This window comes from Pseudoclavibacter sp. VKM Ac-2888 (genome assembly GCF_015351285.1).
In the GTDB taxonomy this organism is placed as follows: domain Bacteria; phylum Actinomycetota; class Actinomycetes; order Actinomycetales; family Microbacteriaceae; genus Pseudoclavibacter.
The window spans coordinates 1,720,761-1,745,828 of the sequence record NZ_JADKSM010000001.1; the positions used below are offsets into that span (position 1 = coordinate 1,720,761).

At 68.1% G+C, this 25,068-nt stretch carries 19 protein-coding genes; 10 read left to right on the top strand and 9 right to left on the bottom strand.

The window, feature by feature from the left end:
* Positions 1-498 precede the first annotated feature (498 nt).
* Both ITJ61_RS08265 and ITJ61_RS08270 read right to left on the bottom strand, forming a co-directional pair.
* Positions 499-1,968, bottom strand: coding sequence for an NAD-dependent succinate-semialdehyde dehydrogenase (locus tag ITJ61_RS08265; protein WP_104242822.1), 1,470 nt, complete (start codon positions 1,966-1,968; stop codon positions 499-501).
* Between the two features lie 153 nt (positions 1,969-2,121).
* A complete protein-coding gene (locus ITJ61_RS08270) occupies positions 2,122-3,156 on the bottom strand; it encodes an LLM class flavin-dependent oxidoreductase (protein ID WP_194685938.1) in 1,035 nt (344 codons plus the stop codon).
* 341 nt (positions 3,157-3,497) lie between these two features.
* On the opposite strand from ITJ61_RS08270, the gene ITJ61_RS08275 reads away from it, so the two are divergent.
* A complete protein-coding gene (locus ITJ61_RS08275) occupies positions 3,498-4,163 on the top strand; it encodes a GntR family transcriptional regulator (RefSeq protein ID WP_181059744.1) in 666 nt (221 codons plus the stop codon).
* Here ITJ61_RS08275 and ITJ61_RS08280 read toward each other — a convergent pair.
* On the bottom strand, positions 4,160-5,098 hold the full coding sequence (locus ITJ61_RS08280; RefSeq protein WP_194685939.1) for an NAD(P)/FAD-dependent oxidoreductase: 939 nt from the start codon (positions 5,096-5,098) through the stop codon (positions 4,160-4,162). The genes ITJ61_RS08275 and ITJ61_RS08280 overlap by 4 nt on opposite strands.
* A gap of 58 nt (positions 5,099-5,156) precedes the next feature.
* On the opposite strand from ITJ61_RS08280, the gene ITJ61_RS08285 reads away from it, so the two are divergent.
* The 3 genes from ITJ61_RS08285 to ITJ61_RS08295 all read left to right on the top strand — a co-directional run bounded on the left by ITJ61_RS08285 (position 5,157) and on the right by ITJ61_RS08295 (position 9,239).
* Complete coding sequence (locus ITJ61_RS08285; RefSeq protein WP_104242830.1) at positions 5,157-5,798, top strand: helix-turn-helix domain-containing protein; 642 nt, start codon at positions 5,157-5,159, stop codon at positions 5,796-5,798.
* A gap of 166 nt (positions 5,799-5,964) precedes the next feature.
* Positions 5,965-6,741: an HAD family hydrolase gene (locus ITJ61_RS08290; RefSeq protein WP_104242832.1), complete on the top strand. Its 777-nt coding sequence runs from the start codon at positions 5,965-5,967 to the stop codon at positions 6,739-6,741.
* Positions 6,738-9,239: a glycoside hydrolase family 65 protein gene (locus ITJ61_RS08295; RefSeq protein WP_104242834.1), complete on the top strand. Its 2,502-nt coding sequence runs from the start codon at positions 6,738-6,740 to the stop codon at positions 9,237-9,239. The genes ITJ61_RS08290 and ITJ61_RS08295 overlap by 4 nt, the downstream gene beginning before the upstream one ends.
* A gap of 150 nt (positions 9,240-9,389) precedes the next feature.
* Here the strand turns inward: ITJ61_RS08295 and ITJ61_RS20265 are convergent, their stop codons facing one another.
* Both ITJ61_RS20265 and ITJ61_RS08305 read right to left on the bottom strand, forming a co-directional pair.
* On the bottom strand, positions 9,390-10,187 hold the full coding sequence (locus ITJ61_RS20265; RefSeq protein WP_194685940.1) for an endonuclease domain-containing protein: 798 nt from the start codon (positions 10,185-10,187) through the stop codon (positions 9,390-9,392).
* A 247-nt stretch (positions 10,188-10,434) separates the two neighbouring features.
* Positions 10,435-11,277: a CPBP family intramembrane glutamic endopeptidase gene (locus ITJ61_RS08305; RefSeq protein WP_104242837.1), complete on the bottom strand. Its 843-nt coding sequence runs from the start codon at positions 11,275-11,277 to the stop codon at positions 10,435-10,437.
* 461 nt (positions 11,278-11,738) lie between these two features.
* Here ITJ61_RS08305 and ITJ61_RS08310 point away from each other — a divergent pair, with 461 nt between their 5' ends.
* Genes ITJ61_RS08310 through ITJ61_RS08320 form a run of 3 tightly spaced genes read left to right on the top strand, consistent with a single transcriptional unit; the run spans position 11,739 to position 14,921 of the window.
* Positions 11,739-13,007, top strand: coding sequence for a quaternary amine ABC transporter ATP-binding protein (locus ITJ61_RS08310; RefSeq protein ID WP_104299607.1), 1,269 nt, complete (start codon positions 11,739-11,741; stop codon positions 13,005-13,007).
* Entirely contained in the window at positions 13,004-13,981 is a 978-nt protein-coding gene (locus tag ITJ61_RS08315) for an ABC transporter permease (protein ID WP_104242840.1), read from the top strand. The genes ITJ61_RS08310 and ITJ61_RS08315 overlap by 4 nt, the downstream gene beginning before the upstream one ends.
* 43 nt (positions 13,982-14,024) lie before the next feature.
* Positions 14,025-14,921 (top strand): glycine betaine ABC transporter substrate-binding protein, encoded by an 897-nt coding sequence (locus tag ITJ61_RS08320; protein WP_104242842.1) that lies wholly within the window; start codon positions 14,025-14,027, stop codon positions 14,919-14,921.
* A 120-nt stretch (positions 14,922-15,041) separates the two neighbouring features.
* On the opposite strand, the gene ITJ61_RS08325 is transcribed toward ITJ61_RS08320, so the two are convergent.
* Positions 15,042-15,713, bottom strand: a complete 672-nt coding sequence (locus ITJ61_RS08325) for an HAD family hydrolase (protein WP_104242844.1) — start codon at positions 15,711-15,713, stop codon at positions 15,042-15,044.
* Positions 15,710-17,146, bottom strand: coding sequence for a GH1 family beta-glucosidase (locus ITJ61_RS08330; protein WP_104242846.1), 1,437 nt, complete (start codon positions 17,144-17,146; stop codon positions 15,710-15,712). The genes ITJ61_RS08325 and ITJ61_RS08330 overlap by 4 nt, the downstream gene beginning before the upstream one ends.
* Before the next feature lie 268 nt (positions 17,147-17,414).
* On the opposite strand from ITJ61_RS08330, the gene ITJ61_RS08335 reads away from it, so the two are divergent.
* Positions 17,415-19,481: a Cna B-type domain-containing protein gene (locus tag ITJ61_RS08335; RefSeq protein WP_194685941.1), complete on the top strand. Its 2,067-nt coding sequence runs from the start codon at positions 17,415-17,417 to the stop codon at positions 19,479-19,481.
* Positions 19,482-19,664: 183 nt separating this feature from the next.
* On the opposite strand, the gene ITJ61_RS08340 is transcribed toward ITJ61_RS08335, so the two are convergent.
* Both ITJ61_RS08340 and ITJ61_RS08345 read right to left on the bottom strand, forming a co-directional pair.
* Positions 19,665-21,485 carry a DEAD/DEAH box helicase gene (locus tag ITJ61_RS08340; RefSeq protein ID WP_194685942.1) on the bottom strand — a complete coding sequence of 607 codons (1,821 nt, stop codon included), beginning with the start codon at positions 21,483-21,485 and terminating at the stop codon, positions 19,665-19,667.
* A complete protein-coding gene (locus ITJ61_RS08345) occupies positions 21,475-22,110 on the bottom strand; it encodes a TetR/AcrR family transcriptional regulator (RefSeq protein WP_194685943.1) in 636 nt (211 codons plus the stop codon). The genes ITJ61_RS08340 and ITJ61_RS08345 overlap by 11 nt, the downstream gene beginning before the upstream one ends.
* Positions 22,111-22,192: 82 nt before the next feature.
* On the opposite strand from ITJ61_RS08345, the gene ITJ61_RS08350 reads away from it, so the two are divergent.
* Together ITJ61_RS08350 and ITJ61_RS08355 are read left to right on the top strand one after the other, a co-directional pair.
* Positions 22,193-23,233, top strand: a complete 1,041-nt coding sequence (locus ITJ61_RS08350) for an agmatine deiminase family protein (protein ID WP_104299612.1) — start codon at positions 22,193-22,195, stop codon at positions 23,231-23,233.
* Complete coding sequence (locus tag ITJ61_RS08355) at positions 23,230-24,945, top strand: amidase (protein ID WP_194685944.1); 1,716 nt, start codon at positions 23,230-23,232, stop codon at positions 24,943-24,945. Before ITJ61_RS08350 ends, ITJ61_RS08355 begins: the two co-directional genes overlap by 4 nt.
* Positions 24,946-25,068 lie beyond the last annotated feature (123 nt).

Here is a 25,068-nt window from a genome sequence, read left to right on the forward strand (position 1 = left end):
ACCCACAACTCTGCGCCGGGGGCAGGGGCAGGGGCGGGGCGTCGCGAGGAGCAGCGCGAACGGGGGCGAGGCGTCGCAAGAGGTGGCGCGAACGTCGCGGAGGGGGACGTCGAAACCAGGAGAAAGGTTGTGGCCAGGTGCAGCCAGACCGGCTGCCTACCGCACTAACCCACAACTCTGCGGCGGGGGCAGGGGCAGGGGCGGGGCGTCGCGAGGAGCAGCGCGAACGGGGGCGAGGCGTCGCAAGAGGTGGCGCGAACGTCGCGGAGGGGGGACGTCGAAACCAGGAGAAAAGTTGTGGCCAAGTGCGACCAGACCGGCTGCCGACCGCACTAGCCCACAACTCTGCGCCGGGGGCGGGGCGGGGCGGGGCGGGGCGGAGGCAGACGGCGGAGGGCGGAGGGCAGACGGCAGAGCGCAGAGCGCAGACGAAGATCCCGCCGCCAGCTCTGGGCTGGCGACGGGATCTGCGTGCTGGGTGCTGTGTGCTGTGTGCGCTTACGCGTAGGGGTTCGGCGTGAGCGTGTACTTCGTGTACAGGTACTCCTCGATGCCCTCGAAACCGCCTTCGCGGCCGATGCCGGACATCTTCACGCCGCCGAACGGCGCCGCCGCGTTGGAGAGCACGCCGATGTTGAGGCCCATCATGCCCGTCTCGATGCGGTCGATGAGGCGCTGGCCGCGCTTGAGGTCCTCCGTGAAGACGTACGAGACGAGGCCGTACTCGGTGTCGTTGGCGAGGCGGATCGCCTCCTCCTCGTCGGCGAACGTCGTGATGGAGAGCACCGGTCCGAAGATCTCCTCGCGGAAGATGTCGCTCGACGATGGGGTGCGGTTGAGCACGGTCGGCTCGTAGAAGGAGCCGTCGCCCTCCACGCGCTTGCCTCCGTGCAGGAGCTCAGCCCCCGCCGCCACTGCGGAGTCGACCAGCGAGGCGACCTTGTCGACGGCCTTGTCCTCGACCAGTGGGCCGATGATGACGCCGTCTTCGGTGCCGCGGCCGATCTTGAACGCGGCGACCTTCTCGGTGACCCGACGCGCGAACTCGTCCGCGACATCCGTGTGCACGAGGATGCGGTTCGCAGCCGTGCAGGCCTGTCCGATGTTGCGGAACTTCGCCGCGATGACACCCTCGACGGCCTTGTCGAGGTCAGCGTCCTCGAACACGACGAACGGGGCGTTTCCGCCGAGCTCCATGGATGTGCGGAGCACGTTCTTCGTGGCCTCCTTCATGAGGCCCTGGCCGACGCCGGTCGACCCGGTGAACGAGATCTTGCGCAGGCGCGAGTCGGCGATGATCGGGGAGGAGACCGCGGCGGTGCTGCGGGTCGTGATGACGTTGACGACGCCCTTGGGCAGGCCAGCCTCTTCGAGGATCTTCACGAAGTAGAGGGTCGTGAGCGGCGTGAGCGACGCCGGCTTCACGACCGAGGTGCAGCCTGCGGCGATCGCGGGCGCGATCTTGCGAGTCGCCATGGCGAGGGGGAAGTTCCACGGCGTAATGAGGAACGCGGGACCGACGGGGTGCTTCGAGACGATCATGCGTCCCGTTCCCTCTGGCTGCGTGCCGTAGCGGCCGTGCACGCGGACGGCCTCCTCGCTGAACCAGCGCAGGAATTCGCCGCCGTAGGTGACCTCGCCCTGCGCCTCAGCAAGGGGCTTGCCCATCTCGAGGGTCATGATGAGCGCCATCTCGTCGCGGCGCTCCTGCAGGATGTCGAACGCGCGTCGGAGTATCTCCCCGCGCTCGCGCGGTGCCATCCGGGCGAAGTCCTCCTGCGCGGCGACGGCGGCGTCGAGCGCCTGGATGCCCTGCTCTGGGTTCGCGTTGGCGATGTGCTTGAGCGGCTTGCCCGTCGACGGGTCGTTGACCGCGAACGGCTCATCCGCGCCGTCGACCCACTCGCCGCCGATGAACAGCTGGCCGGGGACCTTCGCAAGCAGTTCCGCTTCGTTGGGGTACGTCATTGTGCAAACTCCTCGATTGTTGGCGAGCTCGCGCTTCCCGGGCCCCGAGTCTCGGGCGCGGTGGCGATGGATGCTCCAACGCTACTCGGGCGGGCTGGGCGCTTCACGAGCATTTCGCCCAGCCCGGGGAGCCGAGGTAGTGCATCCGCACAATCAGGCCAGCAGGTCCCTGACCATCGGGATGACCTTCGTGCCGTACAGCTCGATCGCCCTCATGCTGTGCTCGTGAGGCAGCGTGCCTGCGCTGTACTTGAGGTCGAAGCGCTGCAGGCCGAGCACCTTGACCGTGGCGGCGATCTTGCGCGCGACGGTCTCTGGCGAGCCGACGTAGAGCGCCCCGCGCTCGCCGGCTTCCTGCTCGTACTGCGCGTACTGCATGGGCGACCAGCCGCGCTCCTTGCCGATGCGCATCATCATGGTGCGGTAGTTCAGCCAGTGCTCTTCACGCGCCTGCTCGTCGGTGTCCGCGATGTGGCCAGGCGAGTGCGCGCCGATCGGGCCGTTCGGGTGGCCGAACTGCTCGTTGGCCTGCCGGTAGAGCTTCGCGAACGGCGCGAAGCGCGCTGATTCGCCGCCGATGATCGCGAGCATGAGCGGCATCGAGTACTGAGCGGCCCGCACGACGGACTGGGGCGTGCCCCCGACGGCGGCCCACGTGCGCAGGCGGCCCTCCTCGAGCTGCGGATGCACGGTGACGTCGTTGAGCGCACCCCGGACGGTTCCGCTCCAGCTGACGGGCCCACCCGCCGCGATCTTCATGAAGAGGTCGAGCTTCTCGTCGAAGAGCACCTCGTAGTCCTGGAGGTTCAGCCCGAAGAGCGGGAACGACTCGGTGAACGAGCCCCGCCCGAGCATGACCTCTGCACGCCCGCTCGAGATGGCGTCGACGGTGGAGAACCGCTGGAAGACCCGCACGGGGTCATCGGAGCTGAGGACCGTGACCGCGCTGCCAAGACGGATGCGCTCGGTGCGGGCCGCGATCGCGGCGAGCACGGTCTCCGGCGTGGAGATCGCGAAGTCGTCTCGGTGGTGCTCGCCGACGGCGAAGGCGTCGATGCCGACGTGTTCAGCCAGGACGCCTTCCTCGACGACGTCGCGGATGACCTGCGCGTGCGAGCGCGGGGTGCCGTCGAGGTCGTTGGTCGCGTCTCCGAAGGTGTTGAGGCCGAACTCGATCGTGCTGGTCATGGCAGCTCCATCCATTTCAATGCGTTTACATGAACTCTAGTCGCAAGAAAAAGCGCCGCCCCGGGGGAACACGGCATCCCCGAGGCGGCGCAGCTTGTGGTCGAGTGCAACGACGGGCAACGCGGGGCCAGGGGCGGCGTTCCATGCAATCGAATGAAGTTCGATGATCGTGCCAAAAATGCCATGGCGCGTCAACTCAGGCACCCCTCCCCGCGCAGAATGATCACGTTTCGCGGTTCACTTGTCGGTGGCCAGCAGATGCACGCGAAACCGTATATCGTCGCCCGTATCCCCCACCCGAATAGCCCACCCAAGACACCGAGAGGCCGAGCATGACAGGCGTGGCGGAGACCCTTGACCCGAGCCCCTCCGGCAAGACCCAATTGGCCTACGAGTTCATCGAGCAGCGGATCTCGGACGGCACCTTCGCCCCGGGCCACCGACTTGTCCTCGGCGCGATCGCAGGCAAGATCGGCGTCAGCACGCTCCCTGTGCGCGAGGCTCTCCGAATGCTGGAGGCGGAAGGCGCAGTCACCTACGAGCGCTACGTCGGCGCGCACGTGACCGGACTCGAGCCGGAGCGCTACTGGCAGGCTCTGGAATCACTTGCCATCCTCGACGGCTACGCGACCGCGAGCGCCGCCCGTCACCTCACGGAGGACGTGCTCAGCGAGGCCCGCAGCGCGAACGCCGAGATGGGTCGGATGCTCGTCGATCCCGACGACCCGACGTGGCTGCATTCGAGATTCCACCACCTCCTCTTCCGACGGAGCCCGAACACGTATCTCGTGGACCTCGTCGAGCGAACCTGGCGACACCTCGACCGCCTGAGATCCTCGGCGCCGGAATCCGACATCCGCATCACGCCCGCCACGATCGCCGAGCACGACCACCTCCTCTCCCTCCTCGAGATCGGGGCGCCGAGCAGCGTGATCGAGCAGGCGGTCCGCGACCACCACCGGGGGACGTCGCGAGCTCACACGAGCGAGGTGCCCGAGACGGCCTAGACCCTGCCTGCTCCTGCGATCTCGTCCATGAGCAGCGCGAGGGCGATGTCACCGCCGGCCGCTGCACCCTGGCCAATCGAGACCGGCACGTTGGCGCGAGGGTCCCCCGCGTTGCCGACGACCCAGACCCTGGACTCGGGATGCTCTGGGCCGCGGACATCCACACCGTCGAGCATCCCGGTCAGCGGCACGAAGCTCGGGTTCGTGAAGATCGCCTCGAGCTCGAGCTCTCTGCCGTCAGCGAGACGGACTCCGCGAAGCCGTCCGTCGACACCTGCGAGCACCTCGTCGACCCCGGAGCGCTCGATCCTCACTCCGCGGGCGACGAGTGAGCGCGCCTCCGCCTCACCGAGCGCGAAGGAGCCGTTCACGAGGAGCACGAGGTCGCCGCTCCACTGCCGAAGCATGTGCGCCTTCAGATCCGAGTGCTCGCCGTTGGCAAGAACGGCGATGGGTCGATCGCGGTGCTCGTAGCCGTCGCAGAAGGGGCAGGCGTAGACGCCTCGCCCCCAGAGGGCGCGGAGTCCCGGCACGTTGGGCAGCTCGTCACGGAGGCCCGTCGCCACGACGACCGCTCGTGCCCGGAAGCCCCGTCCATCCTTGGTCATCACCTGCACGCGTGCGCCATCCTCGCCGGCGACAGAGGTGACGCTCGCCACTTCAGCCTCGGCGAAGACACCCTCGTGGGCTTCGACCTCGGCGCGACCCAACCGCCGCAGCTCACCGGGCGCGAGACCCTCGTGGCCGAGGACGCCGTGCATGTGGTCGGTGAATCGATTGCGGGGAACGCCGTGGTCCAGCACGAGCACCCGCCTGCGCCCCCGCGTGAGCATGAGCGCAGTGCTCAGACCGGCGGGGCCGGCACCGATCACGATCGTGTCCCAGAGCAGGTTCTCGTTCTCTGCCGCGTGCTGCGGCGCATCCAGTTGTGTCATGGGTCGAGTCTCCGGCGGGACTCTCGTGTTTCGCAACCGAGTTTGCTAGTTTCGCAACATGACGGATGCAGCGACGACGGATGCAGCGACAAGCGATCCAGACAGCCTTGACGACCCGACCACCGGAATCACCGAGGCGCTCAGCCGCGTCGCGCCCCGACTCCGAGAGATCAGACAGGCCCGCGGCATGACGCTCAGCGAAGTCGCCGAGGAGACGAGCCTCAGCGTCAGCACCCTCTCGCGGCTCGAATCAGGCGGCAGACGCCCCTCCCTCGACGTGCTCCTGCCGCTCGCGCGCTGCTACCGCGTGCCGCTCGACGACCTCGTGGGCGCACCCTCGACCGGCGACCCGCGCATCCACCCCAAGCCCGTGAAGCGCGGCGATCGCGTCTACCTCGCGCTCTCCCGCGCCACGGACGGCATGCAGGCCTTCAAGGTGCTCGTCGCGCCGCAGAAGCCCTCAGAACGAGACAAGCCGGTCACCCTGCGCGTGCACGAAGGCACCGAATGGTGCTACGTCCTCGCCGGAAGACTGCGCCTGCAGCTCGACGACGACGTCACGATCCTCGAACCAGGCGAAGCCGCGGAATTCGACACGACGCGCCCCCACTCCATGACCAACGACGGCGACACGACGCTCGAGATCCTCTCGCTCTTCAGCCGGCAGGCCGAGCGCAGCCACATCCACGAAACCGGCTGATCGGATCGTCCGAATATCGGCGCACCGAATACCCGGGAACCCCTACGATATTGAACATCGCGGTGGGGCTCTGCGGTGCGTATCGAGGGCGGAGCGCACCGGGGAATTCCGCCGTGCACCATAGAACGGCGTCACGGCGCCACCCAACGATGCAAGGTTGGATGCAATGATCGCTCCTCGTCTCCGAGACGTGACACAGCTCACCAGTTCAAAGGCCATACTCTTCGACCTCGACGGCGTCATAACGCCAACCGCCGAGGTGCACATGCGCGCATGGGCGCGGCTCTTCACCGACTACCTCGCAGCCAAGGGCGCCGGTCCCGCCTACACCGACGACGACTACCTCCGCTACGTCGACGGCAAGCCCCGCTACGACGGAGTCCGCTCGTTCCTCGCCTCCCGCGGCATCACGCTCGAGGACGGCACGCCCGAGGACTCCCCGGAGCTCGAGACCGTCTGCGGCCTCGGAAACCGCAAGAACGACACCTTCAACGCGGAACTCGCCGAGACCGGCGTGCAGGCCTACCCGGGGTCGCTCGAGTTCCTCGACGCCGCCGTCCGGCACGGCCTCCGCGTCGCCGTCGTCTCCAGCTCCCGCAACGCCGTCCCCGTGCTCACCGCGGCCGGGCTGCTCGACCGCTTCGAGACCGTCGTCGACGGCCTCGTCGCCGCCGAGAACGGCATCGCCGGCAAGCCGGCCCCAGACACCTACCTGTACGCAGCGCAGCTCCTCGGACTCACCGCCGCCGAATGCGTGGTCGTCGAAGACGCCCACTCCGGCGTCCAAGCCGGCCGCGACGGCGACTTCGGCCTCGTCATCGGCGTCTCCCGAGAAGCGAGCCACGAAGAGCTCATGTCCTCAGGCGCGGACACCGTCGTCGACGACCTCGCCGAACTCGTGCCGGTGTTCCCGCACTCAGACCTCAAGGAAGATCACGCATGAACCTCTCCACGGAAGATCCCCTGGACCGCCACCGGTTCCCGCTCGACGAGTGGGCGCTGGTCGAGCACGAATTCGACGCCAACTCGCAGGGCCTCGTCGAGACGCTCTTCGCGACCGGCAACGGCTACCTCGGCCTCCGCGGCAACCTCGAGGAGAGCCGCGACGGCTACATGTACGGAACCTTCATCAACGGCTTCCACGAGACGTGGCCCATCCGCCACGCGGAGGACGCGTTCGGGTTCGCCCAGGTCGGCCAGACGATCGTCAACGTGCCGGACGCGAAGATCATCCGCCTCTTCGTCGACGACGAGCCCCTCGTCATCAGCGAGGCAGACCTGCTCTCCTACGCGCGCGTCCTCAGCTTCAAGGACGGCATCCTGACGCGCGAGCTCGACTGGCGCACGCCCTCCGGCAAGCACGTGCGCATCCGCTCGCACCGCCTCGTCTCCTTCACGGACCGCCACTACGTCCTCCTCGACTACGAGGTCGAGATGGTCGACCGCGGCGCATCCATCCTCCTCTCGAGCCAGATCATCAACCGCCAGGACGGCGGCGACGAGTTCCAGCGCGGCAAGAAGGAGACCGAGGTCGCCTTCGACCCGCGTAAGGCGGAGTCGTTCACCGACCGGGTGCTCCAGTCCCGCATCGCGCGCGAAGAGGGCCTGCGCTCGATGCTCGCCTACCGCACCACCCATTCGGGCATGACGATCGCCGTCGCGGCCGACCACGACATCATCACCGACAACGAGTGGGACGCCACCACGCGCGTCGACGCCGACTTCGCCGAGACCGCCTTCCGCGTTCGCGCCGAGCCCGGTGTCCCCGTGCGCATCATCAAGCACGTGGCCTACCACACGTCCAAGAGCGTCCCCACCCGCGAACTCGCGGACCGCGCCGACCGCACCCTCGACCGCATGCGCGAAGTGCCCGTCGAGGACGTGTACCGCTGGCAGCGCGAATGGCTCGACGACTTCTGGGACCGCAGCGACATCGTCATCCACGGCCACCCCGTGTACCAGCAGGCGACGCGCTGGAACCTGTTCCAGCTCGCCCAGGCAACGGCCCGCACCGACGGCGGCGGTGTCGCAGCGAAGGGCGTCTCGGGCTCCGGATACGGCGGGCACTACTTCTGGGACACCGAGGTCTACGTCCTCCCGTTCCTGAGCTACACGGCGCCGAACGTCGCCCGCAACGCGCTCCGCTTCCGTCACCAGATGCTCGACGCGGCACGCCAGCGCGCGCACGAGATGAACCAGAAGGGCGCCCTCTTCCCATGGCGCACCATCAACGGCCAGGAGTCCTCCGCCTACTACGCCGCAGGCACGGCGCAGTACCACATCGACGCGGACATCTCCCACGCGCTCGTGCAGTACGTGGCGGCCACCGGTGACGACGAGCTGCTCGCGCAGGGTGCCATCGACATCCTCGTCGAGACCGCGCGGCTCTGGGCCGACCTCGGCTTCTGGCGCACGGGAGGCGACGACCACTTCCACATCCACGGCGTCACCGGCCCAGACGAGTACACGACCGTCGTCAACGACAACCTGTACACGAACGTCATGGCCAAGGCGAACCTGCGAGCGGCGTACGACGCGTGCGAGCGCCTCCGCGAGACGGACCCCGCCTCGTTCGAGCGCCTCACGATGCGCCTCCACCTTGCAGAGGAGGAGCTCGTCGAGTGGGCTGCCGCCGCCGAGGCGATGTTCCTCCCCTTCGACGAGAAGCTCGGCATCCACCCGCAGGACGCGCAGTTCCTTGAGAAGGAGCTGTGGGACCTCGAGAACACGCCCTCATCGCAGCGCCCGCTGCTGCTGCACTTCCACCCGCTCGTCATCTACCGCTTCCAGGTCCTCAAGCAGGCCGACGTGGTGCTGGCGCTGCTCCTGCAGGGCAACGAGTTCACGCCGGAGCAGAAGCGCAAGGACTTCGAGTACTACGACGCCCTCACCACGGGAGACTCGTCGCTCTCCGCGGTCGTCCAGTCGATCATCGCGGCCGAGGTCGGGTACGCGGACCTCGCCGAGCACTACTTCTCGACGGCGCTGTTCGTCGACATCGCGAACCTGCACCACAACACGAGCGACGGCATCCACATCGCGTCAACGGGCGGCATCTGGAGCGCGCTCGTCTACGGCTTCGGCGGCATGCGCGACCACGGGGGCAAGATCACCTTCGACCCGCGCCTCCCCGCCGACTGGCCGCACCTCGAGTTCCGCATCACCCTGCGGGATTCGCGCATCCGCGTCGATCTCGAGCAGGACTCCATGACGTTCACGGCGGAGACCGGCTCGGGCGCCGAGGTGTTCGTGCGCGGACGCCGCGTCGCGGTCGCCCCGGGTGAACCGACGACCGTCAAGCTGGGTGCCGTTGAGGAGCTCGCCGGTTACCCGACGCTGAGCGACATCGAGGGCTCGATCCGCGAGGACGGGTCCGTCATCACAGCCTCGATCCCGACGATCTCCGTCGACCACGCAGTGCTCGACGCCGGTCTCGACTGACGCGAGCCTCGCATCCACGAACGCCGACGCCGTCTGCTCCTGCAGGCGGCGTCGTCGTTCTCTCAGCGGCCCGCGCCCCGGCCCCGCCGATCACTGCCCGGCGTTTCCCCCTCCGGTGCGTCCTCCAGAGGGGGATTCGGCTGGCAGCGATCACGGGCGAAGACCTCGCTCCGCGAGGGCGAGGCGGATGCTCTCGAACAGGCGCCGAGGCGACTTCAGGTCGCCTTCGGTCACTCTGACGACGCGCCATCCGGCTCGCTGCAGTGCCTCCGTGCGCGTCAGATCCCTTCGCGCTGAGGCCGCGTCCGTGAAGTGCCCCTCACCCTCGAACTCGATGGCGATCTTCTCGCGCACGTCGGCGAGATCGAGGCGAGCTTTCCCGTGTCCGGGCACGACGAGCCTGTGCTGCATGACCGGCTCGGAGAACCCGCCGCCGATGATGAGCAGCCTGAGCTGCGTCTCCTTCGGGGACTCCGATCCCGACCTCGAAAGCTCGAGCGCGGAGCGGAGAGTCGCCGCCCCCGGGCGACCCTTCCACTGTCGCGCGGTCATGGTGAGCTCCTCGAGCGTGTGCACCGGGACGATCTGGGTTCGACCCGGGTAGTGCTCGAACGACGTGCGGAGTGCATCCGCGAACACCACCGCCTGTGTGAGGGTGAGGCGCGCGGCAAGCTGCGCCAGGAGGGTCGCGGGCGCGAGGGTCGGGATGCCCGACGGGCCTGCCAGCACGAACCGCTTTGGGTCCAGGCGATATCCGCGAATCAGCTTCCAGGGCAGCGGAAGCCCCCAGCAACGAGCACCCGAGGCTTCGGCAAGCACTTGGCCGGGCCCGAGGCGCGCTCGAACGAAGCTCAGATCGAGGTCACGTGGCGCGAGGGTCCGAGCCGATACCCGGACGCCGTGGTGCGTGGCGACGAGGTCGCTGGCTTCGAGCCGTTTCCTCGGCACAGTGAGCGCCATCGCGGCTGATACGGAGACCCCCTCATCCCTCGTGAGGTCATCGGGCAACGGACAACGGGCAAGGCAACGGCATGCCGAGAAGATAGAAGCGCACGGCGCTCCGACCGTCAGCTGCGTCTCCGACTGTGGACGAGCGTCTCTCCACAACCCCGCCGCCTCGGGAGTCGGTGGAGCCGTCCACCGCGCACCCGCAGAGGGCGAAACGCCGGGCAGCGATGTACGAGAGGGGCGGGAGCTAGTACAGGAAGATCGGGAGCCAGGCGGGGTGATGGGCGTGGACGATCACGAGGAACACGACGAGGTCGAAGAGCAGGTGCACGCAGATGACGTACGTGAGCGACTTCGTCTTCGTGAAGATCCAGCCCTGGATGAGCGCGAACGGCAGCGTCAGGAGCGGACCCCATGACTGGTAGCCGAGCTCCCACAGGAACGACACGAACACGATCGACTGCAGCGCGTTGGCGACCCAGAACGGGAAGTGGCGGAGCAGGAGCGTGAAGACCGTGCAGATGAAGAAGAGCTCGTCCCAGATGCCGACGAACCCGACGCCGACGAAGAGCCGCCCGATCTCGGATGCCGTCGTGACGGCTGGCCAGTTCTGGTACACGCCGGAGGTGATGAAGTAGAACGGCAGGATGAGCCAGCCCAGGACCAGCACGAGGCAGAGCCAGATCTTCTCTGGTCGCGACCACGGAGTCCCTCGACGCAGCGGGAACCGCACAGCGTGGTCCTTGTAGACCCACCTCGAGATCGCGTAGGGGACGGCGACGGCGAGCGACAGCACGGTGCCCATGACGAAGATGTTGCCCCACGAGATGTCGGCCTTCATCGAGTGGAGGCTGATGATGCCCATGCCGATTCCGACGAGCAGCAGATCGCGCCCGAGGCTCCGGTCCGCGACGAACCCGAGGGCCACCCCTGCGGCGAGCGGAAGGTAGCCGAGGTCGTTCTCCAGGGCGAAGAGGACGGTTGCGCTGCAGACCACCAGCAGGGCGGCGACGAGGTGCAGGAGTCGGGTGCGCGGGGGCGCTTGTTCGGGGGTGCCAGTGACGGGCGGATCCTGCGCTCGTTCGCTCATCCACCCATCCTCGCAGGCCAACTTGGGCGGATGATTGGCCCAGATGGGCCCAACGATGTAACGCTCCGGTAACTATCCCGGTTCGCGCCGCGATCCGCATGAGCGTAGGCGAGACGCCAGGTTGACACCCGGCGAATGCACCGACTTTGGCGGAAAATCAGGCCTCTCAGGCGATACCCGGGGAACCCACCTTGCTACCGTTGACTCTCGGAGCAATCGCCGCCACACCGGTTCGGCGCCGCGATTCCCCGCGAAAGACCAACCCAGAGCGCTTTATCCGCTGCCTCAGTTAGGCAATTTTGATCGGCAGCGCGCGCCTGGGGCGACATCCGCGCCCAATCGACATTCTGGCGCTGATCCGCCTGGTACTCCGCCGCCACCGCGACGACCTCCCCCATCGAGGCACCGTCGAGAAGTGCTGCGAGCTTTCGCGTCCGATCCATCTACCGCAGGGAGAACGCGTGAACGACACAGCTGTGTCTGTGAAAGGCCTCACCAAGGTCTTCGGGCGCAAGCCCAAGGAAGCCGCGAAGCGACTGAGCTCCGGAACGCCGAGATCTGAACTCGGCGCTGGAGTCACCGCGGCAGTCATCGACGCCACCTTCGACGTCAAGCAAGGCGAGATCTTCGTCGTCATGGGCCTCTCCGGCTCGGGCAAGTCCACCCTCATCCGGACCCTCAACGGCCTGCTGGAGCCCACCGCCGGCAGCATCGTGATCCACGGCACCGACCTCGCGACGGCCGACGCCGCCGAGGTCCGCAGCGTGCGACAGAACCACGTCTCCATGGTGTTCCAGCACTTCGCGCTCTTCCCGCACCGCACGGTGCTCGAGAACGCCGCCTTCGGCCTCGAGGTCCAGGGTGTCCCCCGCGCAGAGCGGAACGAGCGAGCCCGCAAGGTGCTCGAGCGCGTGAGCCTCGGGCAGTGGGCCGACTCGCTGCCGTCCGAGCTGTCCGGCGGAATGCAGCAGCGCGTCGGCATCGCCCGCGCTCTGACGGCCGAGACCGACATCCTGCTCATGGACGAGGCGTTCAGCGCCCTCGACCCGCTCATCCGTCGCGAAATGCAGGAAGAGCTCGTCGAGCTGCAGGCCGAGCTCGGCAAGACCATCATCTTCATCACGCACGACCTCAACGAGGCCATGTTCCTCGGCGACCGGATCGCAGTCATGCGGGACGGCGCGATCGTGCAGATCGGGACGCCGGAGGAGATCCTCACGGACCCGGCCAACGACTACGTCGCGCAGTTCGTCCAGGATGTGGACCGGGCTCGTGTGCTCACGGCTGGCAGCGTCATGGAACCCGCGCGCGCCGTCGTCCCGCAGAGCGCGGGACCACGCGGTGCGCTTCGCGTCATGCGCGACACGCAGACCGGCGGAGCGTTCATCACGTCAACGGGCCGCAAGCTCGAGGGCGCCGTCATCGACCGCCACGTCATGCGCCTCGTGAAGGACGGCCAGCCCGACCTCGCGAGCGCCATCAAGCGCGACATTGCGATGGTCTCCCCCGAGACGCCGCTCTCCGACCTATTCGAGCTGTCGGTCGACTCGACCCTGCCGATCGCGGTCGTCGACGAGAACCAGCGCCTCCTCGGTGTGGTTCCCCGCGTCACGATCCTCGCCTCGCTCGCCAACGTGCCGAGCACCACGGGCCTGCTCCCGATCATCGACCCCGTCACGAGCGTCAGCCCGGCGGACATCGCAGAGACTCTCGAAGGGAGCCACGCATGATCGCGGCCACCGCACTCACGACCCTGCCGGCCACGTTCCGGCTTCCTCTCGGTGACGGGGCGGAGGCGGTCGTCGACTGGCTGACGAACGCACTCTCCGGCGTCTTCACCGTCATCCGCTCGCTCTTCCAGGGCATGTACGAGGGCGTCTACTGGGTACTCGAGACGCCGCCGTTCTGGGCGATCCTCATCCTGGTCGTCGCGATCGCGTACTTCGCGAAGGGCTGGAAGCTCGCTGTCGGCAGCCTGCTCGGCTTCCTCGTCATCGTCGGCGTCAACCAGTGGGAGAACGCCATGGCGACGCTCGCGCTCGTGCTCGTCGCAAGTGCGCTCGCGATCCTCTTCAGCATCCCGCTCGGCATCTGGGCTGCGAAGTCGGATGCTGCATCGAGCGCCATCAAGCCGGTGCTCGACTTCATGCAGACCATGCCAGCCTTCGTGTACCTGATTCCCGCGCTCATCCTGTTCCGCGTTGGCGTCGTCCCCGGCATCGTGGCGACGATCATCTTCGCCATGGCACCCGGCGTGCGCATGACCGAGCTGGGCATCCGCGGAGTCGACAAGGAAGTGGTCGAGGCCGGCCGCGCATTCGGCGCGACCCCTGGCCGCATCCTGCGTCAGATCCAGCTGCCGCTCGCGATGCCGTCCATCATGGCCGGCGTCAACCAGGTCATCATGCTCGCCCTGTCGATGGTCGTCATCGCCGGAATGGTCGGCGCTGGCGGTCTCGGCGCGCAGGTCGTGCAGAGCCTCAACCGGATCGACGTGGCCCTCGGCTTCGAGGCGGGCATCTCCGTCGTCATCCTCGCGATGTTCCTCGACCGGGTGACCGCCGCATTCGCCGGGCAGAAGCGTCGTGTGCCGTCGTTCCTCCGCTCCAAGCGCACCCAGAAGCGCGAGGCGGCCGGAGATCTCGAGCAGGTCGACACGAGCTCCACCCCGACTCAGGCGCCGGTCGCGGCCGGCACTGCCTGACCCACAGACCTCAACTCCCCCAACCAGAAACGAAAGGACGCGCATGCGTACCAAGAAACGAATCATCACCGGGATCGCGGCGGCTTCCGCCGCGGCGCTCGCCCTCACCGCATGCTCCGGCGACACCGCCGCTGAGACGCTCGAGAACGGCGACCAGAAGGACATCACGATCGCCGTGTTCAACGGCTGGGACGAGGGCATCGCCGCGTCCGAGCTGTGGAAGGCGATCCTCACCGAGCAGGGCTACGACGTCGAGCTCGAGTACGCGGACCCGGCTCCGGTCTACTCCGGCCTCTCCACGGGCGACTACGACCTGACCCTCGACACGTGGCTGCCGGTCACGCACTCCGACTACGTCGCCGAGTACGGCGACGACATCGTCGACCTGGGCGCGTGGAACGACGAGGCGTCGCTGACCATCGCGGTCAACGAGGACTCCCCGATCACCTCGCTGGAGGAGCTCGCCGGCTCGGCCGACCAGTTCGGCAACACCATCATCGGCATCGAGCCGGGTGCTGGCCTCACGCGCGTCACGCAGGAGGACGTCATTCCCGGCTACGGCCTCGAGGGGATGAACTACCAGACCTCGTCCACCGCTGCGATGCTCACCGAGCTGCAGACGGCGACGAACAACGGCGAGAACATCGTCGTCACGCTGTGGCGCCCGCACTGGGCCTACGACGCGTTCCCCGTGCGTGACCTCGAGGACCCGAAGGGTCTCCTGGGCGACGCCGAGGGCATCCACTCGTACGGCAAGGCCGACATCGTGGAGACGCACCCGACCGCGGCTGCTTGGATCCAGAACTTCAAGATGGACTCCGAGCAGCTCTACTCGCTCGAGAACCTGATGTTCAACGAGAACGAGACGGACGACTACGCGCCGATCGTCGAGCAGTGGATCTCCGAGAACCAGGAGTACGTGGACTCGCTCACGGCGTAGCCCGCACTCCGGTCTCGCGGAGCCCGCGAACCACACGAGCCCACCCCGATCTGTCGGGGTGGGCTCGTCTGCGTTCTCGGCGATATGCAGGATGCTGGCTCGAAGCGGAGCCAGCACCCTTCACGGGCGCTGCTGGCGGTCCCGGATGAGCGCCGGGAGCTCGGCCATGCGCTCGAACGTCTGGGCACCGGCATCTTCGAGCCACGCTCGCGGCGTGAGGCCGCCCGCGAAGCCGTAGGCGTGCATCCCGGCTGCCACCGCTGCCTGCACACCGTACGCGCTGTCCTCGACGACGACGCACGTGGCGGGGTCGACGCCCATGCGGTCGGCGGCGTGGAGGAACAGGTCGGGTGCCGGCTTCCCGTTCTCGACTTCGGTGGCGCTGTAGATGCGCCCCTCGAAGCGCGGGTGAAGCCCGGTGTGCCCCAGCGTCTTGCTGAGCTTCGCGTGGTCTCCGCTCGAGGCGACGCAGCTCGCGAGCCCCAGCTCATCCTGGATGACGGCAAGCGCCTCCGGCAGGCCGTCGACCGCCGTCAGCTCGGTATCGAAGGCACGGAAGAGCGTCTCGCGCTGCAGCGCGAACCACCCCTCCGGCACGGGGCGCCCCAGCCCTTCCTGCAGCTTCCGCTCGAAGGTCGCCTGCGACGTGCCGAGGAATCGGGCGACGTGCTCATCCTGTGTGAGCTGCCAGCCGAGCTCGGCGAGCATCTCCCGCTCGATCCGCACCGCGAGCACCTCACTGTCGACGAGCACCCCGTCGCAGTCGAAGATGACGAGTTCGACCGGGCTCATGCACCTGCCCCTGGGAGGGTGCGCGTGGCGATGAGCTGCTGGTACCAGCGCCCCGAGTCCTTCCAGGTGCGCTCGAGCGTGTCGTAGTCGACGCGGAGGATGCCGAAGCGCATGTTGTAGCCGAACGCCCACTCGAAGTTGTCGAACAGCGACCAGGCGAAGTAGCCGCGGACGTCCGCCCCGGCGTCGATGGCGTCCGCGATGGCGGCGATGTGGTCACGGTAGTAGGCGACACGCTCCGGGTCGTGCACGAGCCCGTCCTCGCTGACGACGTCGGGGAAGGCCGCGCCGTTCTCGGTGACCATGAGCGCCTGCCCCGGGTAGCGCTCACTGAGCGACATGAGGAGCTCGGTGAGGCCGTCAGGGAAGATGCTCCACCCCATCGACGTGTACGGCGCCCCCTGGTCGACGAAGTCGATGTCGGTGACCCCCACCCAGGGGCTCGCCGCGGACTCTCCGTGGCCGTCGTTGCGCGAGCGCTCCCCCGTGCCCAGGTACTTCTTGACGCGGAACGTAGTGTAGTAGTTCACGCCGAGCACGTCGATGCGCTGGTGGATGAGCTGGGTGTCGCCCGGCAGCACGAACGCCCAGTCGGTCACGTGGCGGGTGTCGTGGATGAGGTCCTCGTCGTAGTGCCCCGAGAGCATGGGGCCGAGGAACACTCGGTTCGCAAGTGCGTCGATCTGGCGGACGGCGTCTCGGTCGGCGGCGGACTCGGGGTCGTCCGGGCGGATGACGTGGAAGTTCAGGGTGACCGAGACCACGGCGTCTTCGCCGACCGCCGCGCGAATGGCCCGTGTGGCGAGGCCGTGCGCGAGGTTGAGGTGGTGGCAGGCTGCGAGCGCCGCGGCTGGCTCGGTGCGCCCAGGTGCGTGGACACCGGAGGCGTAGCCGAGGTAGGCCGTGCAGAACGGCTCGTTGAGGGTGGACCACGTGTGCACGCGGTCGCCGAACTCGGCCGCCATGCGGGCCGCGTACTCCGCGAAGGCGTACGCGGTGTTGCGGTTCGCCCATCCGCCCTCGTCTTCGAGCTCCTGCGGCAGGTCCCAGTGGTAGAGGGTCGCCACGGGCTTCACACCGGCCGCCACGAGCGCGTCAAGGAGCTCGGAGTAGAAGCGGATGCCCTCCTCATTGAACTCGCCGGAGCCGCCGGGCTGCACTCGCGACCAGGAGATCGAGAAGCGGTACGCATCCAGTCCCATCTCCCTGATGGTCTCGACGTCGTCGCGCCACCGGTGGAAGTGGTCGATGGCCACGTCGCCGGTGTCGCCGCCCTCGACCTTGCCAGGCGTGTGCGAGAACGTGTCCCAGATCGACGGGGTCCTCCCGCCTTCTGCCGCACCGCCTTCGATCTGGTAGGAGGCGGTCGCAGAGCCCCAGACGAAATCGTCCGAGAAGACTCGAGGGGAAGATGCCGCGGTTGGTTCAGGCACGATACTCCTTGGCTGAGTGGGACGCGCGTCGTCGCGCACGCCAACTCTAGCGAAGCGGTGGACGGCGGCCGTGGCGTTCACCACTGCCCGCTGTTCACGGAGGAGACCACCCCCAAGCGACGGTGAGATGTCTGCAATCGACAGAACGAGCAGTCAGCGGCAGGGAATGCTTGTTTACATGATCTCAATCCGTCGGCAGATTGGACCGGGCTATAGTCTGGTTCTTCGTGCTGCGCCAAGGGGCCAGCAGACGGGGGAAAGACGAGAAGTGAAACGCACATTCCGAGACACCGCGGGGGCGGCTCTCAAGACACTGCTCGTCGGAGCACTCGCAGTCGCAGGCCTGACGTTCGCAGCACAGAGCGCGGCGGCAGCAACCGTGCAGCCGACGACAAGCGGCGTCACGTTGACCAACGCAGCTGGCGAGGCCGTCGACACGGTTTCGCCGAACCAGCCCTACAAACTGGGCTTCAGCTTCAACATGCCAACCGGCGTCGAACCGGGCGATTCGTTCGATGTGACGCTGCCAGACGGCTTCGCCGTGGCATCGACCGAAAGCGTGGCGCTCGGCCAGATCGCCACTGCTGTCCCGAACGGCACCGGAAAGGTCACGGTGACCTTCACCGACGACGCTGCCGGTGCCGCCAGCCTCTCGGGTGGCTTCGAGTACGTCATCACCTACGTGAAGATCCCAGATGAGGGCACCCCCGTCGACAACCAGGTCATCATCGGTGGCGAGACGGTGTACTTCCCCGTCGTCAAGTTCGGAGCCGCTCCCGGCGAGAACCCCATGATGATCACCAAGTGGTCGGGGAACAGCAGCGACTCGGTCAACCTCCAGCAGAAGCTGAAGCTCGATTCCTTCGCGTACGACTTCGCGTGGATCCAGCCGGCGAACAGCGGCCAGATCTTCGCGCAGTGGTTCGTGGAGCTGAACAACTGGCAGTCTGGCGAGCCCACGGCCCTGGGCCAGAACATCATCCTGAAAGACAAGCTGCAGAACCTCGGTGGCTTCGCGCCCGAGATCAAGCAGGACCCGGACGACGGACGACGGACGCTCACCGCGGCCGAGCTCGACGGCCTGCTCGCTGGCCCGTACCTGAAGGACTTCCTCACGCTCAACGTCCGCGACGGCGGCACAACGCAGGCGTTCTCCGGCCTTGCCGACAGTGAGTTCCTCACCTTCGCCGCTGACCCGGACGGTTCGACGACACTCGAGCTGCGCATCAGCGACTACCTCGCGTCGCAGGGTGTGAAGCCGAGCGACAAGGCCCAGTATGCGCTCTCTTACCGCACGGTGCTCCCGAAGATGAACGCCGAGATCAAGAACTCCGCGAGCATCACTTCCACCGAGATCGAGGGCGAGGTCGTCGACGGCGGTTGGTTCAAGTTCGTGAACGCCTCAGGTTGGGGCGAGACCGAGTTCGCCGAGCAGCCCACGACCTCTCTCATGCTCAAGAAGGAGTGGGCGGGCAAGTCCGAGGCCGGCGTGAGCGCCGGAACAGGAACCTGCCCTGCGGCGCCGCCCGCGGGCCCGCTCGACGTGCCTGCCGCGACATTCAAGCTCCTAGCGAACGGCACACCCGCCGTCGGCCTCGACGGTGCCCTCCTAGCGGACCAGACGGTGACTCTGGAGCCCGGTACTCAGCACTACGTGTGGCGGAACCTGCCGACGCAGCTCGCCCCGGGCGAGCCTGTCACGTACACGATCGAAGAGGAAGCCGTCGCCGGTTACACATCGGTTGTATCCGGGCCGTATTCGGTCGACCTCACGAAGTCGAACGCCTGCGGAGTGATCGCGGTCACGAACACGCCGACGCCGACCGCAACACCGGAACCGACGCCGACGCCGACCGCAACGCCGGAACCGACGCCGACGCCAACCGTGACGCCCGAGCCCACAGCTACGCCGACATCGACGCCCGAGCCGACCGCAACACCGGAACCAACGCCGACGCCGACGCCAACCGCGACGCCAGGGCCCACCTCGACACCAACACCGACGCCCACGCCCACGCCAACGCCAATGCCAACGCCGACTCCGAAGCCCACGCCCACCGGAACGCCTGCGCCGACCCCGACGCCTGAACCGACCGCGACACCGACACCCACGCCCACCGCGACTGAGCCCGCAGTTCCTGCCCAGCCGCCGACGACCCCAGACACGCCGACGACGCAGCCGGGCAAGTCCGCGCCACCTACGCCGCAGAGCGGCGGAAGCCTCGCCACGACGGGAGGAGAGATGCCGACCTGGCTGATTCCGGCTGCGGCCCTCGTCACCCTGTCCGGCGGCGCGCTCTTCCTGCTGAAGCGGCGGCGCACCGCGCGCGACTAGTCTCCGCTGAGGAGTCCAAGCAGGAAAGGCGGGTCACTCTCACGAGTGGCCCGCCTTTTCGCCTGCACAGAGACAGGGACCGCCAGAGGGGAAGCAAACACCTCGATACGAGCGAGCGACAACGTGGACGAAGCAGAGGTGCCCCTCGCCGCATGGGCGAGGGGCATCTCACGGAGTCGCGACTCAGCTGTCGTAGCGCTTCTTGTAGGGGCGGTCGCCCGAGTCGCGCGACGGTCCGCGGTCTGGGGTCAGCTCGATGAGCTTGCCCGAGATGCGCGTGCCGGTCAGCTTGTCGAGCACGTCGTTCGACAGGTCGGCGGGCAGCTCGACGAGCGAGAAGCCGGGGCGGATGTCGATCGCACCGAAGTCGTCGCGGCTCAGGCCGCCCTCGTTCGCGAGCGCGCCAACGATCTGGCGGGGCTCGACCTTGTGGCGCTTGCCGACGGCGAGGCGGTACATGGCCATGGGCTTGCCGTTCGAGCGCGGGCGGCGGGGTGCACGCTCTCCGCCGCTCTCACGACGGTCGCCCCCGCGCGAGCCACGGCTGTCGCCGCCGCCTTCGCGGTCGCGGCGCTCCTTGCGCTCCGCCTGCTCGCGCTGGTTGCGCTCGAAGCGCTCCTTGCGCTCTGCTTCCGCGTCGAGGAGCAGAGGCGTCTCGCCCTGGGCCACGATCGCGAGGGCAGCAGCGACGTCGGCTTCCGGCACGTCGTGGTGGCGCACGTAGTGCTCGATGATGTCGCGGAACTTCTCGACACGGTCGGACTGCGTGAGCGCCTCGCTGATGGCGTCGTCGAAGCGCGTGAGGCGCGTCGTGTTGACGTCGTCGACGCTGGGGAGCTGCATCTGCGTGAGCTCCTGCTTGGTCGCCTTCTCGATCTGGCCGAGCAGGTAGCGTTCGCGGGGCGTGATGAAGCTGATCGCGTCGCCGGTGCGACCGGCACGGCCCGTGCGGCCGATGCGGTGCACGTACGACTCGGTGTCGGTCGGGATGTCGAAGTTCACAACGTGGCTGATGCGCTCCACGTCGAGACCGCGGGCAGCGACGTCGGTCGCGACGAGGATGTCGAGCTTGCCCGACTTCAGCTGGTTGACGGTGCGCTCGCGCTGCACCTGAGCGACGTCGCCGTTGATGGCGGCTGCCGAGTAGCCGCGTGCGCGGAGCTTCTCGGCGAGGCCCTCCGTCTCGTTCTTCGTGCGAACGAAGATGATCATGCCTTCGAAGTTCTCGACCTCGAGGATGCGCGTGAGCGCGTCGACCTTCTGCGCGTAGCTCACGATGAGGTAGCGCTGCGTGATCGTCGACGAGGTGGTGGTCTTCGTCTTGACCGTGATCTCGGCGGGGTCGTTGAGGTACTTCTTCGAGATGCGGCGGATCTGCGACGGCATGGTCGCCGAGAACAGCGCGACCTGCTTGGTGTCCGGGGTGTCGGCGAGGATCGTCTCGACGTCTTCCGCGAAGCCCATCTTGAGCATCTCGTCGGCCTCGTCGAGGACGAGGAACTTGAGCTCGCTGAGGTCGAGCGTGCCCTTCGAGAGGTGGTCCATGATGCGACCCGGGGTGCCGACGACGATGTGCACGCCGCGACGCAGCGCGGAGAGCTGGACGCCGTAGCCCTGGCCGCCGTAGATGGGCAGCACGTGGACGCCGCGCATGCGGGCCGCGTACTTCTCGAACGCCTCGCACACCTGGAGTGCGAGTTCGCGGGTCGGTGCCAGCACGAGCGCCTGAGGCGTCTTCTGGTCGACGTCGAGCTGGGAGAGGATGGGCAGCGCGAACGCGGCCGTCTTGCCGGTTCCCGTCTGCGCGAGGCCGACGACGTCGCGGCCTTCGAGGAGGGTGGGGATGGTCGCGGCCTGAATGGCGGAGGGGGTCTCGTACCCGACGTCGCTGAGGACCTTGAGTACGGGCCCGTCAAGACCGAGATCGGCGAATGTAGGCAGGGCCTGGGCCTCTTCGGAGGGAGCCTCGGCCTCGGTCTGAACGGTAGAATTGCTAGAAGTCACGCTTTAGACTAGTCGTTTCTGTAGGAGTTTGGGCAGTTTCAGTTCTGAGTATCGCATCAAGCACTGAGCGAAGCAGATCAGCGCGGTCTGCATCGCGCCCCCAGCGCACGAGCGCGTGGGCGTTGAGGCCGTCGATCATGCCGAGGATCTGCCAGGCGACGGCGTCCGCCTCGCGCACCCGGAACTCCCCCGTCGCGCTTCCGTCGACGAGGATGCGCGTGATGGCGGCGTGCCATCTGTCCATCTCGGCACGCACCCCCTCGGCGAGGATCTCGTTGCGCCGCCCGAGCGACCATCCGTCGACCCACACGTGCGTCACGGCATCGCGGCTGCCGTCGAGGAGGGTGCCCACGAGCAGGTCCAGCTTCTTGGATGCCGACGAGACGGGCGCGAGCTGCACTTCGAGCTCGTCGAGCTCACCTCCCACGATGGCCCTGAACGTGGAGGTGACGAGCTCGTCCATGTTGGGCTCGTAGTGGGCGACGAGGGCTGGGGCGACGCCGATTCGCGTGGCGACGGCGCGCATGGTGATACCGGCGAGCCCCTCTTCGAGGGCGAGGTCGATCGCGGCCGCGGTGATGTCGGCGCGGCGCTCTGCTGCTGGCTTCCTGATGGCTCTTGACACGATGTCCCGAGTCTACGTACTCTTCGAGCACTTGTTGATCACATGATCAACAATGCTCGCTTCGAGTTCTGGAGGACCGGATATGGCCTGGAAGATGCCCGCCGAGACGGCACCGCACGATCGCACGTGGATGGCCTTCCCCCGCGAGGGGATCACGCTCGGCGACACGGCCGCGCAGCGCGAGGACGGCTACGCGGCCTGGACCGCGGTCGCGCACGCCGTCGCGCGCTTCGAACCCGTCACGATGGTCGTCGATCCCAGCGAGCTGCATCGCGCCCGCCGGATGCTCGGCGAGGAGATCGAGATCCTCGAGGCACCCCTCGACGAGTTCTGGATGCGCGACATCGGCCCGACCTTCGTCACCGACGACGAACGGCCCGGCGTCCTCGGCGCCGTCGACTGGATCTTCAACGGCTGGGGCGCGCCGGCGTGGGCCGAGTGGCAGAAGTCGGCGGGGATCGGCCGCTTCGTCGCAGAGGCTAGCGGTGCTGAGCTCGTGAGCTCTCTGCTCGTCAACGAGGGCGGCGGCATCCATGTCGACGGCGAGGGCACGCTGCTCGCGACGGAGACCGTGCAGCTCGATCCGCGACGCAACCCGCTCGCCGACAAGTCGCGCGTCGAAGCCGAGTTCGCGAGGACGCTCGGCGCGACGCACACCATCTGGCTGCCGCGGGGGCTCACCCGCGACTACGACGATTTCGGCACGAACGGGCACGTCGACATCGTCGCGACCCTCACCGCACCTGGCACGCTCCTCCTGCACGAGCAGCTCGACCCCGAGCATCCTGACCACGAGGTGGTCGCCGGCCTGCGCGAGCACCTCGCGGGCCAGCGGGATGCCGCGGGGCGCGAACTCGAGATCGTCGGCATACCGGCGCCGAGCACGCTCCGCGATGAGGAGGGCTTCGTCGACTGGAGCTACGTCAACCACCTCGTCACGAACGATGGCGTCGTCGCGTGCGGCTTCGACGACGAGGCGGCGGATGCGCGGGCGCGCGAGGTGCTCGAGTCGGTCTACCCCGGCCGCACGGTCGTGTCGGTGGATGCCCGTGAGCTGTTCGCGCGCGGGGGCGGCATCCACTGCATCACCCAGCAGCAGCCCACGCTCGGGGGTGCACGGTGAGCTTCGACGTGGTCGAGGCGCCGATCGCGCAGCTGCGGGCCGCGCTCGAGGACGGGCGCGCGACGAGCGCCGGCCTGGTCGAGGCCTACCTCGCGAGGATCGCGGCCTACGACGCGAGCGGTCCGAAGCTCAACGCGGTCGTCGTCCAGAACCCGGATGCGCTCGAGGAGGCTCGCGCCTCGGACCGGCGCCGCGCGGCGGGGCGCCTGCTCGGCCCGCTCGAGGGCATCCCCTACACGGCGAAGGACAGCTACCTCGTCGAGGGCCTGACCGCGGCGTCCGGGAGCCCCGCCTTCGCGGGCCTCGTCGCGCAGCGCGACGCGTTCACGATCGAGCGCCTCCGCGCCGGGGGTGCGATCTGCCTCGGGCTCACGAACATGCCGCCGATGGCGAATGGCGGCATGCAGCGCGGCGTGTACGACCGCGCCGAGAGCCCGTACAACGCCGCGTTCCTGACGAGCGCGTTCGGCTCCGGCTCCTCGAACGGCTCGGGAACCGCGACGGCGGCGAGCTTCGCGGCGTTCGGTCTCGGCGAGGAGACGTGGTCGAGCGGTCGGGCCCCGGCTTCGAACAACGCGCTCTGCGCGTACACGCCATCACGGGGCGTGATCTCGGTGCGCGGCAACTGGCCGCTCGTCCCGACGATGGACGTCGTCGTCCCCCACGCCCGCTCCATGGCCGACCTCCTTGAGGTGCTCGACGTGGTGGTGGCCGACGATGCGCAGACGCGAGGCGACTTCTGGCGGGCGCAGCCGTGGGTGCGCATCCCTCCCGTCTCGGAGGTGCGTCCCGCCTCGTACGTCGCCCTCCTCCCGTCGAACCAGGCGGATGCGCGTGCCGGCCTCGCGAGCACCCGCATCGGCGTGCCCCGCATGTACATCAACGCCGACCCGGACGCGGGAACGTCGTCCGAGCCGGGTATCGGCGGTCCGACCGGCCAGAAGATCGACACGCGTCGATCCATCGTCGAGCTCTGGGAGGCGGCGCGGGCCGACCTCGAGGCGGCGGGCGCGACCGTCGTCGAGGTCGACTTCCCTGTCGTGTCGAACTACGAGGGCGACCGGCCGGGAGCTCCGAAGATCCACACGCGCGGGCTCGTCTCCCCCGAGTACCTCAAGCGCGAGATCGTCGACCTGTCGGCATGGGGGTGGGAGGACTTCCTCTCGGCGAATGCCGACCCGCAGCTCAACTCCCTGACCCAGGTCGACGGCTCGCGCATCTTCCCGAACCCCGAGGGGGCACTCCCGGACCGCTACACGGGCTTCGATGACGACATCGCCACCTACCCGGACCACGTGCGCGAGCATCCGGTCGCCTCGTTCGCCGACATCCCCGAGCTCGCGGCCGGCGTGCGCGGCCTCGAGGAGACGCGGCGGGTCGACCTCGAGGAGTGGATGCTCGCGCAGCGCCTCGATGCCGTCGCCTTCCCGGCGGTGGCCGACGTGGGCCCAGCCGACATGGACGTCGACGTGGCCTCAGCCGACCTGGGCTGGCGCAACGGCGTCTGGGTCGCGAACGGGAACCTCGCCATCCGCCACCTGGGCATCCCCACCGTGACCGTGCCGATGGGCACGATGGCGGACATCGGGATGCCCGTGGGGCTCACCTTCGCGGGGAGGGCCTACGACGACACGGCGCTCCTCCGCCTCGCCGCGGCCTTCGAGGCGACGGGCGAGCGCCGCACGGAGCCGCCGCGCACGCCGCGGCTCTGACGCCTCGCCGCGCCTCGCGGCGTCTCGGGGCGCCTCGGTCCCGACAGAGTTGTGGCCCGGTGCTCCTCCCGAATCCGGGAAGCGCATCGGGCCACAACTTCGTGCGACTGGGTGGCGGCAGGG

Coding starts and splice junctions, on each gene's coding strand:
- ITJ61_RS08265 (WP_104242822.1), bottom strand. CDS start 1,968: ATGACGTACCCCAACGAAGCGGAACTGCTTGCGAAGGTCCCCGGCCAG.
- ITJ61_RS08270 (WP_194685938.1), bottom strand. CDS start 3,156: ATGACCAGCACGATCGAGTTCGGCCTCAACACCTTCGGAGACGCGACC.
- ITJ61_RS08280 (WP_194685939.1), bottom strand. CDS start 5,098: ATGACACAACTGGATGCGCCGCAGCACGCGGCAGAGAACGAGAACCTG.
- ITJ61_RS08285 (WP_104242830.1), top strand. CDS start 5,157: ATGACGGATGCAGCGACGACGGATGCAGCGACAAGCGATCCAGACAGC.
- ITJ61_RS08290 (WP_104242832.1), top strand. CDS start 5,965: ATGATCGCTCCTCGTCTCCGAGACGTGACACAGCTCACCAGTTCAAAG.
- ITJ61_RS08295 (WP_104242834.1), top strand. CDS start 6,738: ATGAACCTCTCCACGGAAGATCCCCTGGACCGCCACCGGTTCCCGCTC.
- ITJ61_RS08305 (WP_104242837.1), bottom strand. CDS start 11,277: ATGAGCGAACGAGCGCAGGATCCGCCCGTCACTGGCACCCCCGAACAA.
- ITJ61_RS08315 (WP_104242840.1), top strand. CDS start 13,004: ATGATCGCGGCCACCGCACTCACGACCCTGCCGGCCACGTTCCGGCTT.
- ITJ61_RS08320 (WP_104242842.1), top strand. CDS start 14,025: ATGCGTACCAAGAAACGAATCATCACCGGGATCGCGGCGGCTTCCGCC.
- ITJ61_RS08325 (WP_104242844.1), bottom strand. CDS start 15,713: ATGAGCCCGGTCGAACTCGTCATCTTCGACTGCGACGGGGTGCTCGTC.
- ITJ61_RS08350 (WP_104299612.1), top strand. CDS start 22,193: ATGGCCTGGAAGATGCCCGCCGAGACGGCACCGCACGATCGCACGTGG.